Source organism: Thermotoga petrophila RKU-1 (assembly GCF_000016785.1).
GTDB lineage: Bacteria > Thermotogota > Thermotogae > Thermotogales > Thermotogaceae > Thermotoga > Thermotoga petrophila.
In genome coordinates this window covers 1,458,788-1,473,004 of record NC_009486.1, presented here as the reverse complement: position 1 = coordinate 1,473,004, position 14,217 = coordinate 1,458,788, and the positions used below count along the sequence as shown (strand labels likewise).

Annotated in this window: 18 protein-coding genes and 2 pseudogenes; 12 read left to right on the top strand and 8 right to left on the bottom strand. The window is 42.8% G+C overall.

From position 1 onward, the window contains the following. Nucleotides 1-50: 50 nt before the first annotated feature. Nucleotides 51-2,135, top strand: coding sequence for an efflux RND transporter permease subunit (locus tag TPET_RS07605; RefSeq protein WP_011943922.1), 2,085 nt, complete (start codon nucleotides 51-53; stop codon nucleotides 2,133-2,135). Further along, complete coding sequence (locus TPET_RS07600; protein ID WP_011943921.1) at nucleotides 2,132-2,863, top strand: MBL fold metallo-hydrolase; 732 nt, start codon at nucleotides 2,132-2,134, stop codon at nucleotides 2,861-2,863. The genes TPET_RS07605 and TPET_RS07600 overlap by 4 nt, the downstream gene beginning before the upstream one ends. Nucleotides 2,864-2,870: 7 nt before the next feature. Here the strand turns inward: TPET_RS07600 and TPET_RS07595 are convergent, their stop codons facing one another. Both TPET_RS07595 and TPET_RS07590 read right to left on the bottom strand, forming a co-directional pair. Continuing rightward, on the bottom strand, nucleotides 2,871-3,026 hold the full coding sequence (locus TPET_RS07595; protein ID WP_012896514.1) for a hypothetical protein: 156 nt from the start codon (nucleotides 3,024-3,026) through the stop codon (nucleotides 2,871-2,873). 5 nt (nucleotides 3,027-3,031) lie between these two features. Continuing rightward, on the bottom strand, nucleotides 3,032-3,691 hold the full coding sequence (locus TPET_RS07590; RefSeq protein WP_012896513.1) for a ribonuclease H1 domain-containing protein: 660 nt from the start codon (nucleotides 3,689-3,691) through the stop codon (nucleotides 3,032-3,034). 112 nt (nucleotides 3,692-3,803) lie between these two features. Between TPET_RS07590 and TPET_RS07585 the strand changes: the two genes are divergently transcribed. Continuing rightward, complete coding sequence (locus tag TPET_RS07585) at nucleotides 3,804-4,661, top strand: aldo/keto reductase (protein WP_004079927.1); 858 nt, start codon at nucleotides 3,804-3,806, stop codon at nucleotides 4,659-4,661. Here TPET_RS07585 and TPET_RS07580 read toward each other — a convergent pair. Further along, nucleotides 4,652-4,921: pseudogene (locus tag TPET_RS07580) on the bottom strand (hypothetical protein); the annotation flags it as partial. The gene TPET_RS07585 and the pseudogene TPET_RS07580 sit on opposite strands and share 10 nt — an antisense overlap. A gap of 367 nt (nucleotides 4,922-5,288) precedes the next feature. Here TPET_RS07580 and TPET_RS07575 point away from each other — a divergent pair. The 9 genes and pseudogenes from TPET_RS07575 to TPET_RS09615 all read left to right on the top strand — a co-directional run bounded on the left by TPET_RS07575 (nucleotide 5,289) and on the right by TPET_RS09615 (nucleotide 11,218). After that, complete coding sequence (locus TPET_RS07575; protein ID WP_004079921.1) at nucleotides 5,289-5,528, top strand: hypothetical protein; 240 nt, start codon at nucleotides 5,289-5,291, stop codon at nucleotides 5,526-5,528. Nucleotides 5,529-5,713: 185 nt separating this feature from the next. Beyond that, on the top strand, nucleotides 5,714-7,042 hold the full coding sequence (locus tag TPET_RS07570; protein ID WP_004079919.1) for a radical SAM/SPASM domain-containing protein: 1,329 nt from the start codon (nucleotides 5,714-5,716) through the stop codon (nucleotides 7,040-7,042). Then, nucleotides 7,039-7,815 carry an ABC transporter ATP-binding protein gene (locus TPET_RS07565; RefSeq protein WP_004079917.1) on the top strand — a complete coding sequence of 259 codons (777 nt, stop codon included), beginning with the start codon at nucleotides 7,039-7,041 and terminating at the stop codon, nucleotides 7,813-7,815. Before TPET_RS07570 ends, TPET_RS07565 begins: the two co-directional genes overlap by 4 nt. Continuing rightward, nucleotides 7,766-8,527 carry an ABC transporter permease gene (locus tag TPET_RS07560; protein WP_004079916.1) on the top strand — a complete coding sequence of 254 codons (762 nt, stop codon included), beginning with the start codon at nucleotides 7,766-7,768 and terminating at the stop codon, nucleotides 8,525-8,527. The genes TPET_RS07565 and TPET_RS07560 overlap by 50 nt, the downstream gene beginning before the upstream one ends. Further along, nucleotides 8,521-9,327 carry an ABC transporter permease gene (locus tag TPET_RS07555; protein WP_004079915.1) on the top strand — a complete coding sequence of 269 codons (807 nt, stop codon included), beginning with the start codon at nucleotides 8,521-8,523 and terminating at the stop codon, nucleotides 9,325-9,327. Before TPET_RS07560 ends, TPET_RS07555 begins: the two co-directional genes overlap by 7 nt. Nucleotides 9,328-9,544: 217 nt before the next feature. Next, complete coding sequence (locus TPET_RS07550) at nucleotides 9,545-9,979, top strand: ABC transporter permease (protein WP_004079914.1); 435 nt, start codon at nucleotides 9,545-9,547, stop codon at nucleotides 9,977-9,979. Between the two features lie 3 nt (nucleotides 9,980-9,982). Further along, a complete protein-coding gene (locus TPET_RS07545; protein WP_011943918.1) occupies nucleotides 9,983-10,753 on the top strand; it encodes an ABC transporter permease in 771 nt (256 codons plus the stop codon). Between the two features lie 66 nt (nucleotides 10,754-10,819). Further along, a pseudogene (locus TPET_RS09660) lies at nucleotides 10,820-10,954 on the top strand (ATP-binding cassette domain-containing protein); the annotation flags it as partial. A gap of 54 nt (nucleotides 10,955-11,008) precedes the next feature. Continuing rightward, nucleotides 11,009-11,218, top strand: coding sequence for a hypothetical protein (locus TPET_RS09615; RefSeq protein WP_041434717.1), 210 nt, complete (start codon nucleotides 11,009-11,011; stop codon nucleotides 11,216-11,218). Nucleotides 11,219-11,288: 70 nt separating this feature from the next. Here the strand turns inward: TPET_RS09615 and TPET_RS09725 are convergent, their stop codons facing one another. From TPET_RS09725 to TPET_RS07520, 5 genes are all read right to left on the bottom strand, one after another. Next, nucleotides 11,289-11,438, bottom strand: a complete 150-nt coding sequence (locus tag TPET_RS09725; RefSeq protein ID WP_081434644.1) for a type II toxin-antitoxin system HicA family toxin — start codon at nucleotides 11,436-11,438, stop codon at nucleotides 11,289-11,291. After that, nucleotides 11,428-11,640, bottom strand: coding sequence for a type II toxin-antitoxin system HicB family antitoxin (locus tag TPET_RS07535; RefSeq protein ID WP_004079908.1), 213 nt, complete (start codon nucleotides 11,638-11,640; stop codon nucleotides 11,428-11,430). The genes TPET_RS09725 and TPET_RS07535 overlap by 11 nt, the downstream gene beginning before the upstream one ends. 22 nt (nucleotides 11,641-11,662) lie before the next feature. After that, complete coding sequence (locus tag TPET_RS07530; protein WP_008195297.1) at nucleotides 11,663-11,893, bottom strand: type II toxin-antitoxin system HicA family toxin; 231 nt, start codon at nucleotides 11,891-11,893, stop codon at nucleotides 11,663-11,665. Next, nucleotides 11,890-12,108: a type II toxin-antitoxin system HicB family antitoxin gene (locus tag TPET_RS07525; protein WP_004083352.1), complete on the bottom strand. Its 219-nt coding sequence runs from the start codon at nucleotides 12,106-12,108 to the stop codon at nucleotides 11,890-11,892. Before TPET_RS07525 ends, TPET_RS07530 begins: the two co-directional genes overlap by 4 nt. 96 nt (nucleotides 12,109-12,204) lie before the next feature. Then, nucleotides 12,205-13,812, bottom strand: a complete 1,608-nt coding sequence (locus TPET_RS07520) for a helix-turn-helix domain-containing protein (RefSeq protein WP_011943917.1) — start codon at nucleotides 13,810-13,812, stop codon at nucleotides 12,205-12,207. Nucleotides 13,813-14,217: the final 405 nt, after the last annotated feature.

The window sequence follows — 14,217 nt, the reverse complement described above, 5'->3', positions numbered from 1 at the left end:
CTTTTTCACCGTCCTTCCTGATAAAATAAAGTCCACGGGAGGTGACACCTTTGTTCGAAGAGTACACCTCTTTTGTTTTCAAAAACAGAAAGAAGATCTTCGCGGTGGTGCTGGTACTGAACATTTTAGCACTCTTTGGGCTTTTCAGACTTCACTTCACAACTGAGTTTTCCATTCTGATGCCTCAGAAATCCCGTCAGAAAGAGATATACGAGAAGATGAACGGCGTCTTCAAAACAGGAGAACAGCTTGTGGTGATGGTGAAGACGAACGTCGATCCCCTGAGCAGAGAGGGAATAGATGAGATCTTTGAAATAAAGGAAAAACTCTCCTCCGTTGAAGGTGTAAAGACTGTCATACCACCCATTCCGGAGAAGTTTCCCGCTGGCTTCAGACTGGTGGAGACAAAGAACATGTCCGAAGAGCAGTACAGAGACTTTCTGAGCTATGTTGAAAACATGAAAGACTTCCTCAACGTGAGGAAAATGGAAGATGGATACTACTCCCTATTCATGATACTTCCCAGAAACAGTGTAAATCCCAATGAAATCGAAAGTACTCTTTCAGGATATGAACATTACCTCTCTGGAACACAGTATCTGGAAGACCAGATATTTCGCTATCTTCTGTTCATGATATTCACACTTCCCCCACTCGCCGTTGTTCTTCTTCTGAACGTCTTCAGAGTACAACTTGGAAGGTTCAGATACGCCATTTTATCTTTGATACCGGCGGGATTCGCCGCCCTCTGGACGCTTGGCTACGTGATGGGATGGATGGGCCAGAACCTTTCCATCATCACGGTTCTGGTTCCCATATTCACCATCGTCATGGGAAGTGCCGATGGGCTTCACTTCGTTTCGCACTTTTTGGAACGAAAGAAAGATGGAGAGAGTACGTTCAACGCCATCAAAGATACTCTCGAGAGTGTTGGAAGGGCGATGATCCTCACCACACTCACCACGATGGCAGGATTTCTCTCTTTTCTCACTTTGAACTCTCAGTCCATGAAACAGATGGGACTCCTCGCTGCTGCTGGAATCGGTCTTGCGGGAGTTTCAACGTGGATCGTACTTCCCGTAATACTGTCAGGAATGGAAGATGTTGAGATCAAAAAGAAGGAAAGCAGCCTGGCCCGGCTTTTTCAAAGACTTTCAAAGCGAGCGTGGATCATCACACTGGTGGTTCTTTTCGCCTTCCTTCCAGGCACATTCCTTCTGAAGGCAGACCTCAACATTCTGAAACTCTACAAAGGCTACACAAGGGTCAGAAAGAACGTGGAGAAGATAGAAGAGATCTTCGGAAGGGCTCTGCCTGTTTATGCCGTTTTCGAGTCAGAGAATCTGCTCTCTCCAGACTTTGCCCGGAAGGTCCTTTCTATGGAGGAAAAACTGAAGAGCAAAGGATACGATGCCTTTTCCGTCTACGACATCCTTGTGAGGATGAACGAACATCTCTTCAAAGAAGAAGGTTACCCGAAAATCCTTGCAAGGGCGCTGATACTCAAAAGACTTCTTCCAGAGGATTACACGAGCAACTTTCTATCCGAAAGCACAGGAAGAGCTTTTATCTTTCTGGATAACCTGGACAGAAACACTCTCGAGGAAGTGGAACACATAGTGAAAGAAAGCGGCTTTCAGGTGACAGGGCTTCCCTACATCATAAAAGAGATGAACGACTCGATCGTTCCTCAGCAGGTACTTTCGGTGGTGCTTGCTGTCAGTATGGTCTTTCTCCTTCTTGTTCTGTTTCAGAGAAGTTTTGTCATTCCGGCAAAGGCGATCGTTCCTGTTTTGATCTCGCTTGTGTCTCTTTTTGGCTTCATGGGGCTTTCTGGAATTCCTCTGAACCTGATCACGGCAAACATGGCCGGAATAGTGATCGGGGTTGGTATAGACTACGCCATACATGTGACGGAGCTGTTCAGATATTACAGAGATCTGGAAAAGACGGTAAAGATCGCATCCACACCAATTCTGGCAAACGCCTTTGGTCTTTCTGTGGGGCTTTCCGCTCTGATTCTGTCTCCCTTCACGTTCCACACTTATCTTGTCGCAATCATGTGGGTCACAATGACCGTGAGTTCTTTCATGAGTCTTGTGGTCTTGCCGAAACTTCTGGAGGTGAAAAGATGAGGAAAAACGAGTACACCTGCACCTTGCTCGAGCCCGGTGTATGGCACATTGCCGACTACAGGGGAGACAGTATGTACCTGGTAGTGGGAGAAGAGAAAGCCCTCCTCATAGACACTGGTATGGGAGAAGGTGACCTGAAAGGTTTCATAAGATCCATCACGGAAAAACCCATCGAAGTTGTTCTCACCCACGCCCACTGGGATCACATCATGCAGGCGAACCAGTTCGAGAGGGTGTATCTCAACCACAGGGACCTTCAGATCATAGAACTGTTCAAAATACAGGTGGATTACAAAAACTTTCTGGACGTGAGAGAAGGAGACAGTTTCGATCTTGGTGGAAGAACGCTCGAGGTGATCGAAGTCCCGGGACACACACCAGGGTCGATCGCTCTTCTGGACAGAGAAAACAGGCTGCTTTTCAGCGGGGATTCGGTGGGGGCAGGACACACCTGGATGCATCTTCCGGGATGTCTTCCACTGAGAGAGTACCTTAAAAGCCTGAAAAAACTCAGAGAGATCGACAGTTTTGAGAAGATCTACCATGGGCATCTGAGTGGTACACAGTTGAAACCTTTTGGACCAGATTATCTGGAAGACCTCATAAAGGCTGTGGAAGGTGTTATCGATGGGTCACTGAAGGGCGAGCCGTATCCCTATGGAAACTTCAAGGGTCTCCATGTAACATGCGGCACGGCAGTTCTGGTGTACAATCCAGAGAACATCTGAACGATTTCTATTTTTCTCTTTTCGTGAGATACTCGATCAGTAAACCCACACCGATTCCTATGAAAAGAGACGCAATGAAATAGAACACGGAATGTTTGAAAAGAATAAAACCAACTCCAAGTCCTATCAGGGTCGTCCCACCCGTGATACTCATCTTTTTCATTCTGCTCATCTCCTCTTTTGATCCAGTATCTTCATTGTACTCTCGAAATCCCTCAAAGTCCACTCAACGTTTGATCTTTTTTTCGCTGCTTCTTTTGCCAGCCTGTCAGCCTCATCGTTGCAAAAGTCTCCAGAGTGACTCTTCACCTTCTCAAAGACCACTTCAAGACCGCTCCTGCAAAACTGCTCGTAAAGGTACTTGTAAACACGCGTCACCGGCTCTTTTGTTCTGTACTCTTCCGTTGCCCACTTTTCAAGCCCTTCAAGATCGTGCCTGAGAATGAGTCTTTTTGCTCCTTTCTTCAAAGCACAGTCCATGGCAAAAAGTGCAGCCATGATCTCTCCGGCTATGTTCCTTGAGTCTTTGAACTCATCGATGTCCGTCCAGAAATAGTACTCCTCTTTCTTTCCCCTATAGCACAGAACCACTCCAGAACCACAGACCACATCATAACTCCCATCCACATAGGCGATCATCGTCTCTTCGTCAAGTTCCGGGCAGGTGCATTCATCTTTTCCCTCAAGATATGCCTTTGCATCCTCTATCTTCTCAAAACTTTTGTACTCTGCTCCCGGAAAGCCCTTTACCTGTTTTTCTGCCTCTTCCCAGGACTCATAGATTCCTGGTACCCTTCCTTTCCTCACAGCGTAGTATTTTTTTGCCAACTTCATCACCTCTCAAACCCATTTATACCATGTCCATTTAAAATCGATACAATTTGGAGAAATTAAGGTCCTGGATGTATAATAGACCCAGTCGTTGAAGGGGGGATTTTCCGTGGAAAAAAGAGTTCTGGGGAAAACAGGTGAAAAGCTCTCTGTGGTCGGATTCGGCGGAATCGTTGTGATGAACGAGTCCGTGGAATCTGCAAAAAAGATAGTTGCCAGAGCGATCGAGAGGGGCATAAACTACTTCGACGTTGCTCCTTCCTACGGAGACGCCGAGGAAAAACTTGGCCCAGCGCTGAAGCCTTACAGAGACCAGGTGTTTCTGGCCTGTAAAACGATGGAGAGAACAAAAGAAGGTGCCTGGAAAGAATTGAACGAATCTCTGAAGAGACTCCAGACGGATCACTTTGACCTTTATCAGTTCCATGCTGTGACCACGCTCGATGAGGTGGAGGCCATCTTTTCACCGAATGGAGCTATAGAGGCCTTTTTGAAGGCAAAAGAAGAAGGACTGATAAGGTACATCGGTTTTTCTGCTCACAGTGAGGAAGCTGCACTTTCGATGCTGGAAAGGTTCGATTTCGATACGGTACTTTTTCCACTGAACTGGGCAAGCTGGCTGGGAAAAGGATTTGGCAAAAGACTTTACAGCAAAGCCCGGGAGAAAAACATGGGAATTCTGGCAATAAAGGCTCTGGCAAAAAGACGTCTGGAGGAAGGAGAAGAAAAACGCTGGGAAAAATGCTGGTATCATCCTGTGGATGATTTCGAAGAAGCATCCATGGCACTTCGCTTCACACTATCACTGCCCGTCACCGCAGCTGTGAGTCCAAGTCACCAGGAATTTCTCTGGTGGATGTGTCAAATCGTTGAAAATCAGGGAACAAAAATCAGCGAAGAAGAACTGCAGATACTGAAAGAAAAAGCACAGAAACTGACACCCGTTTTCCCACTCGATCACTCTTGAGTCATCCAGTGTAATATCCTCACCAGTCTTCTTCTTGCCCTGCCGTCCTCTTCACACCAGAAGGCAACAAACAGGGGCTGAACCTTGAGAGAGTGCCTCTTTGCAAACTCTCTCACCACATCCGGCTTCCTTAGCCTGATCCCAAACCTCACTCCATCGTACCTTCCGCAGTTCCTCAGAAATCTATCAAGGAATTTTCTGTCAGGCTCTTTCATCTCGATGTATTTCAAAGTGAATCTTTCTAGTTTCTTTCTTTTCATCTATTGCGCTATCTATTTCTGAGAGAGCCTCCTCATAAAGCTTTTCATGACGGTATTTCAGAAATCTTATGTAATGTTTCCAGGATGCATCATGGCATGTTTTGAAGCAGTATGTAACAAGTGGTCGTGAGAAAAGAAATCCATGCTGAAATGGTGCTTTCAAAAGTTGATGACTTTTCAATCCTTTCCCTCCAAAACTATTATTTTTACGCTATTTTATCACACTGCTGTGTAACGTTAGGAGTGAAATTGCACAAAACATGAAATCTCAATGAAAATCCTTTATCGCAGAACGCTTTAAAAAGGGCTTTTCAAAACCAGGAAGATTTGAAAGGTCACAAAAGATCTGTTCTAATGAGGAAGGGGGATGAAAATCGTGAGAAGGATCATTCTCACAATAGTTATTCTGCTCTCTCTCCTATACACGCTTGTGTTTCCCAGTCCTTCTGATGATTATCAAACGACAGTGAGGAAAAAAACTGTTGTTCACACCCTCCTGCTAGAGAAGTCACACTCGGAAGATTTAACGGCTGGAAATCAAATTTTACGGTTTAATAAAAGCCTCGCGAGGCTTCTAATATCGAATGAAAGGGGGGACAAAGGATGAATGTACTTAAGCGAATCGCGAACCATTCTATTCCTTTAGGTGGATGCACTAACAGAAGTCAAAGATGTGCAGTAGTAACTCCTTAGACTGAGGTTAGAAATTTTTAAAGAAGGCGGCCGCCTTCTCTATTAGGAATATCTAGGAATATTTGATTATTAAGTACTCTACAAAAATGGGGTGGTTGTATGTCAGGGTACAAATTCTCGGATTTTCTCATTAAAGTACAAGAAAAGAACCGGATCCTTCTTTATAACGTGTTGTTAAGAAGTTATGCGGAAACCAATGTGGATGAGCTGAGAAGATTACAAGCTGCACTCAACGGTGCTAATGAGGAGTTTCTCTTGTCAACTTTTGTAGATAGAGGTATTGTATTGGAGAATCATATTAATGAGTATGCATTGTTCAAGTATATTTCGAATAAAATCAAGTATGACCGCTCTGTTTTATCAATAACAGATGTCATAACATTGAACTGTAATTTAAACTGCATTTATTGTATGCAGCAAGGTATCAAACCACATAATAAAGAAAGAAATGGTTCACTTTCTCCTCAAGATAGAGTAAATTTATGGCTAGCCTTGATGGATCTGTTTGACACGAAGACCATTGCTGTGACATTTTTTGGTGGAGAGCCTTCTCTCTATCCTGAAAAGTTGAGTGAAATTATTAGAATTGCTGAAAAAGAGCAAGTGCCGATCAAGCAGTACAATATAATAACAAATGGTGTGAGTTTTTCTAATCATATGTTTGAAGTACTAAGTAATTCCAAATTCAGGTTTATTCAAATAACCATAGATGGGCCAAAAAACATTCATGATAAAAGAAGGATCTCGCAAAACTACGACGGGACTTGGGAAGTAATAATAGATAACATAAACAAATTACTTAATAAAACAAATTTAACAATAGTTATCCATACTGTTTTAGACAGAATGAATTCAGAGGAAAAATACGGTATGATGATAGATGAGCTCATAGACATCTTCGGTAAAAATACGATAAAAGAGAGATTTTTGTTCAACATTGGATTACTAAGTCATCCAAATAGTTCTTGTGCCTATACGATCGAGAATATACCTGATATTGCAGAGTATGCAAATATTTATGTAAATACTATAAAAGTTGCTCTAGAACGGGACATTTTCCTATTGGATTTTCTCAACATCTGGCCATGTACCTACCATAAGGAAACAGATCTAGTTGTTGCTCCTAACGGAGATTTGTACAATTGTATTTCGGGAGTGGGAAGAGAGGAGTTTAGGATATGTTCCTACAGTGAATTTCTTAATTCTCCAATAGACTTTTTGAGGCGTTACTCTCAATTCATGGAAAACGATAATACTGACAACGAGTGTAAGGACTGTATCTATTTACCTATATGTAATGGTGGCTGTAGGTTTAACGCCTATATTTTGAAAACAAAGAAAGATTGCTGGAAAGTTTTTCATCAAAATTCTTATCCAGAACTTTTGAGATTATTTTCAAAGTTCCGTGAAAGGGTGAAGTTGGTATGAGAAAAGTCGTAGAAGTGTCCGGTGTCAGGAAATCCTTCGGAGAACTTCGAGTTCTCGATAAAGTTGATTTTTACGCAGAAGAGGGAGACTTCAAGGTAATCGTCGGCGAGAACGGTTCGGGAAAAAGCACACTGCTGAAAATCATGATAGGTCTCTTGCTTCCTGACGATGGGGAAGTGAAGGTTCTCGGCGTTGATGTGAAAAAGCACTGGAAGAAACTATCTGCGAGAATAGGGGTGGTTCTTGCAAACGAGAGAAGTCTGTACTGGAAACTCACTGCCTGGGAAAACCTCGATATCTTTGGGGGTGTATACGGCGTACCGAAAAAAGTCAGAAGAGAACGAATGGAAGAGCTTCTCAAAAGATTCGGTCTGTTCGAATACAAAGACAAACCCGTCGAAGAGTTTTCAACGGGCATGAGGAAAAAGTTGATGATTTGTAAAGCGCTAATTCACGATCCAGAGGTACTGTTCATCGACGAGATACTCAACGGTCTGGATCCACCGTCGGTGCGTGAAATGGTCGGTTTTTTGGATGAACGGAACAGGAGGGGATTGACTATCGTAATGATAAGTCATGTACTTCACGTTCTTCCCGAGAATGCCTGCGTTGTTCTTCTTAGAAACGGTCGTGTACAGATGGAAGTGAGATACAAGGATATCCGCAGCGAAAGAAGCGAAGTATATGAGGTGTTCGAAAACCTCATCAGGGGGCGAAATATGGATGAGGAAGATACTCCATCTGGTTCTGAAGGAGATGAAGATAAGGCTTAAATACAGGTTCGTGTGGGTGAACATGGCTCTGACACCATTTTTCATCATAGGACCTTATGTGTTTTCTTCCAGAATCGCTGATGTGAACTCGCTTGCAGAGAACGTGTTGATAGGAGCCCTGCTCTGGTACTGGCTGAACCAGTACTTCTTTGGGGTGGGAGACGGATTCACAGAAGAAAGAGAAGAAGGTGCCCTCATCTCCGTGGTACTTGCTCCAATCAGTCTTTTGGCTTTTTTGTTCTCAAAAGCCGCTGACACATTCCTAATGAACCTGTACATAACATTCTTCACATTGCTTTTCTTCTACCTTTCCGGTATAAAGCTTGAGATCCATCTTTACTTTCTTCTTTTGCTGGCGGTGAGCGGTGTTTACATAACATTCTTTTCGATATTTTTCGCAGCGTTGTCGTTGTGGAAGAAGAGAATCAGAAGCATAAATTCCACTGCCCAATTCTTTTTTGGCGTCCTCTCAGGGATGGTCAATCCTGTTGAGAATTTCCCTTCTTACGTTCGACTCATCTCGTACATGATACCGCTCACCTACCTCATCTCCATAGGAAGAAGCATAATAAAAAACGGAAACATGAGTGGCTTTGTTCCCCAACTCCTGATACTGACAGGTTTGAGTTTTGCCTATCTGATCCTCGGAGTATGGTTGCTTAAAAAGGCAGAAAACGAGATTCGAAAAAAAGGAGAATGGGAATCATGGTGAGAAGTCTGTATCTTGCAAAAGCCAGTTTCCTGAGTGCGAAAAGATACAGAATAGACTGGTATGGAGCTTTCCTCACACCCCTTCTGACGATAATGCCCGTTGTCCTGCTCTATTACTTTGGCACAGAATCAGGCCTTGTACGGTTTTTCTACGGTGCGACGAACACGAAGAACATCATCGGATACCTCCTGCTAGGGGCAGCTTACTGGAACTACGTTGAGGTACTCTGGGGATCTGTCTTTGCTTTGAGGTACTACATGAGAATAGGACAGCTGGAAGAACTGTTCATCATGCCCGTGAGTTCCATAGGGTACATCCTCTCGTGGTCGGTTTTTGGTCTTGTGAAAGTTACCGTGGAGTCTGTTCCGATAATCGTCCTGGCAGTGCTGCTGAATCTGATGACCTTCAACCTGGTTGAGTTTGCCCTTGCAGCGGGTGTTGTTATTCTTTCCATAATCGCTTCTTTCGGTCTTGTCTTTCTGTTTTTTGGCATCACGTTGAGATTCAAAGAAGGGGACGAACTGGTGAGTTTGCTTGGTAATGCCGCTCCTCTGATTGGTGGTATGTTTTTTCCTGTGAATGTTCTTCCAAAAGTGCTGGAATATCTTGCATATGCTTTTCCATTTACGTGGGGGTTGGACCTCACACGCTATTTTCTCATGAAAACAAACACATTGCTTGACTTGAAAAAAGAATTCATCATCTTGATTGTTTTATCTTTACTGTACTTAGCTTTTGGCACCATTTCTTTTAAGGTACTTCAAACCAAAGGAAGGAAAAATGGGTTGCAGGGTTTTTGATGATTCTTTCACGTCCCATTGCTATATTGTTCAACAGTGGATAAGTAGCAATCACCGTGGGAATTTATCAAATGAAAATAGGTCTCGTGCAAGCGGGTGGTTTGGTGGCAGTGTTGGTGGTCGCAATCTTTCTGGAAAAGAGTGCCAGAGGCTGCTACTTTGCAAAAATTTCTGCATTATCAGAATCCGCTGATATTGATTGAAGCGGGGGAATTAGATGGAAGCCGCCGTGGTTGTGGCTTATTCTTATTTTGTCTTGAAGTTGGAGTTTGCCATTTCGAATCCCGTGATGTTTGCCTGTTCGTTTCTGATACTGGTCCTTTCCTTCATTTCCACCTCTTTCGTTTTTGCAACGCTTTTGACACTCTCAAAGAACGCCTTTTCATGGATGTCAACGATCCAGTATCCGGTGTATTTCATCTCGGGAATGCTCTTTCCGATAGACATTCTTCCAAAATGGATTCGAGTGATTTCCAGTTTCCTTCCCATAAGCTGGTCAGTTACGCTGATGAGAGATTCCTTTGAAGTTGGCAGTGCTGGAAAGGATTTGATTTTCAACGCACTTTTACTCACGCTTTTTTACTTTCTTTTAGGACATGTTCTTTTCAAAAAGATAGAAAGAAAAAGCAGAGCGGAAGGGGAGCTGGTTTGAGAAGTGAGGCTGCTCAGACATTTTTGGATTTCGTACAAAGGGGTTTCCCTGTGGCTGAACTGGAAAGCCTATGCCGCTGAAAAGATCATCAATCCGATTTTTCGGCTGCTCTTTTACTCAACACTTCTTGCATATGGATATAAAACGCTGCACGATGCGAGAGCTTTCATAATAGCAAATATCATGGCTCTGTCTTCAATAAGCGTTTTTAAAGGGCTCGGCATAATATTTTTCTCCGAGCGAGATCAGGGATCGTTGATTTTCTTCGTTGTTTCGCCTTCATCGAAATTCAAAGTAATGCTAAAAAAGATGCCTTTTCACATAATCGATGCACTGGCCACGGTGATTCTGGGACTGGCTGTTTCATTTTGCTTTTTAAAACTTGATCCCTCCATTACTGCGAGCCTTTTTGCCCATATGACGATAGGTGTACTGGCTCTGAGCAGTTTCGGAATGACGGTGGCAGCTCTTGGACTGCTGACGAGAGATATCAACATGCTTCTTGGTGTTGCAGAGATGTTGGTTTTCATTTTGAGCGGTGCAAGTTTTCCTATAGAAAGACTGCCCGTGTTTTTCAGATGGCTTTCACAGCTTTTGCCGCTTTCGCGTTCGGTCGAAAGCATAATATACGCTCTGCAAGGATTTAAAATGAAGGCCTGGATTTCAAGTGCCTGGGAAGCGGCAGTAGGTCTTGCATACCTCGTTTTGGCCTATTTCACACTGCGGTTGATTGAATTTGCAGCAAGAAAGTACGGAAACATCGATATGTATTAGCGAACATTGGTGATGGGAAGGCCTTTCTGAAAAATCTTCCAGAACATCAGGGAGGGAAAGTAAAGAATCATAAAAGAACTTGGAATAGAACATCTGAGAGGAAGAAAACTTGGAGAAGGAGGAAGTTTCGTCTCAGGAGGAGAAAAACAGAGGATACAACTTGCCAGACTCTTCTATGCAGACAAACCAGTTGTTGTTCTGGATGAACCTCTCACAAACCTGGACACGATAACAGAAAAATTCTTACTGGAGAAATTGATTGAATTTTTGAAAGAAAAAACAGCCATCATGATATCGCACAAACCGAATATCATAAGGGTTGCGAGTAAGATAATCTTCCTTGAAAACGGAAAAGTTTCGTCTGTCGGAGGGTTCGAAGAGTTGATGCAAAACAACACAACGTTCAGAAGGATAATAGAAACGTACGTGAATGAATCGAAAAGGATCGCTGATAAAGATGTCTGAAATCAATCTACAACAACCTTCCAATCCAGGGGGGATGGGGGTTGTTCAATGCTGATTCCATGGTACGCAACTACATCTTGTGAACCGGTACGGTTATGAAGTGTTTTCCTCTATAGGAGAGACGTACGTGACTCCCTCGTTGTCTGACAACCTCATATTCTAGATCTTCTAACTTATCAAACGATCCGCAGATACATCCCTCGGTAGTTTCATACCGCAATCGTCACATCCTTCACAAAGCGAGCATGTACGTACTTAGGAGCACCCTCATCGAAATGGCATTTGACCGCATCTTTTATCATCTCAAGGAGCTCTTCCCAGGTATCTCCCTGCGTGAATATCGAATACCTCTCAGTTTTTTCGATGTATCCTCCGTCCTCCGATTCCACGGCGATGAAGACTATCTCCTTTTGCGTCTCCATCTTCCCAATCTCCCTGAGGAGATCACAGATTCTCAAGTACTTTCTTGAATTCCTCCACTGATATACCCGCTTCACGGATGATTTTTCTTATAAGTGATTTGGGCAAGGCTCTTGCATGAAATGGGATGGTCGTATATCTGCCATTGCTGTGCCTGTAGAACACATGACTTCCTTTTTGGCGAACACGTTGAAATCCAAGTTTCAGTAAAACCTTTTCCATAGTTTTTGGATCAACTATTGGAAGATAACTCAAGTTTCCACCTCTATCATCTCAAGAGCCACGAATTCCTGGTGATTTATTTCATCTCCTGCTTCCTCCAATACGAGTTCAAGCACCTCTTTTAAATTCCTTCTCACTTCTTCTAAGGAACTACCTACAGTATGCACACCCGGAACGTCCGGAACCATTCCAACATATTGCTTTGTTTCAGGATCGTATTCAATGATAGCTGTGAAAATTTTGCGCACGTTTTTCACCCCTCATTTTTCCATCATGACAAATGATATGGCAATTTCGATTAAATTATAGCAGGAGAAAGAGATTCTAAGGCTGGAACTCCGGGTTCAATTCAGGACCATATGCTTCAAGACTCTTTCCAGTCTTCTTCTTGCTCTGCCGTCCTCTTCGCACCAGAAAGCAACAAACAGGGGCTGAACCTTGAGAGAGTACTTTTTTGCAAATTCTCTCACTACTTCTGGACCTTTTAACCTGATGCCAAACCTCACACCATCGTACCTTCCGTAGTTTCTTAGAAATTTATCCAAAAGCCTTCTGTCAGATTCTTTCATCTCGATGTATTTCAAAGTGAATCTTTCCAGTTTCCTTCTTTTCATCCTTTCAAGGGCCTTCTTCACCGCTTCTTTTCTTCCTTCAATGAAAGGATGAGCCTTCACCATTGAAACAACAAATTCCATGGTCCGGTGATCTTTTGCCATGAAATCAGCGAACGACTCAATATCTTCAAGGAGTGTATATGCCTTTTTGAGCTTTTCTTTCCTTGAAAGGAACTCTCTATCAAGAAGAGCCATGTAGGTGGTAAGAAAAAGGATTTGTCTTTCCTCTAAAATTTTTGTCTTTATTTCTCTCAATGAAGCCGAGAAATCCTCTTCTATCTTCAGTTTCACCAGTTCATTTAACAGGGGTTCAGGAAGAGACAAAATGTTGGACTTTCCAAGAGCCTTTGCTATTTTTCTTAGCGTTTCTCCCCTGATCTTTTGTGTTTTTCCGTTTAATATGTCGATCAGTCTGTTTCTTGCAACTCCTGTCATTTCTGAGAGGTGTTTGATGGATGTGGTGTTTTTCTTCAGAAATCTCTGGAGAGATTTTGTGTTTTTGTAGAGAGAGTTGTTCAATCTCAAACACAGTTTCTGGGCATTTTTCAAGAGATCGTTTGCGTTGTCTTTTAACCCTTCAGAAGCGATCACAATCAGCCTGGCAGTTTCAACGATTGCGGGGTCAGAAGTTGTCCTTTGAATCTCAAACAGTGTGTCCAGTGCATAGAACCGCGGAGTATCAAAAAAGTATCCATTCCAGTAGAGTGCTTCTTCTGCCATATCTTTGGCTTTTTCTGGATCTTTCTCCTTTTTATACCATGCCATATCGTTAAGACAGGCGATTATTCCAGAAGGATGAGGAATTTCTTGCAGTATTTTCAGTGCTTTTTCGTAGAACTCCATCGCTTCTTTGACGTTTCCTGTTCTTGCCATATATCTTGCTTTTCCTATCAGTATAAAAGCATAAGAGGATTTCTCCAGATGATGAGCCTCTGGCTTTATTCTCCCTAAACATTCAAAAGCGTTGTGTAGATACATGGAGCAATAGTTCAGAAGGTTTCCAATAAATATGCTCCTGAGATTCGGTGAAACGTTTCTCATTCTACCGCGTAAATGAGAGTAAAGTTTTATTCCTTCCTCGTGTTTTCCCATATAACCGAGCACGGTGAGTTTTTCTGAAAGAAGAAAGTAGCGAAAGGCGATCGAGTTGCAAACCTTTATTGCGTTATCTATCTCTGAAAGAGCTTCCTCGTAAAGCTTTTCATGACGGTATTTCAGAAATCTTATGTAATGTTTCCAGGCTGAATCATGGCATGTTTTGAAGCAGTACATAACAAGTGGTCGTGAGAAGAGAAATCCATGCTGAAATGGTGCTTTCAAAAGTTGATGACTTTTCAATCCTTTCCCTCCAAAACTATTATTTTTACGCTATTTTATCACACTGCTGTGTAACGTTAGGAGTGAAATTACACAAAATATGAAATCTCAATAAAAATCCTCTATCGTAGAATGCCTTAAAAATGGCTTTTCAGAACCGGAAAAGTTTGAAAGATCACAAAAGATCTGTCTTAATAAGGAAGGGGGGTGAAAATCGTGAGAAGGATCATTCTCACAATGGTTATTCTGCTTTCTCTCTTATACACACTCGTGTTTCCCAGCCCTTCTGATGACTACCAAACGACGGTAAGGGAAAAAACTGTTGTTCACACCTTCCTGATAGAGAAGTTGCATTCGGAAGATTTAACTGTTGGAAATTAGGGTTTCTTTTGTTTATTAAGTAATTCTGAATCCGAACACCGGTGT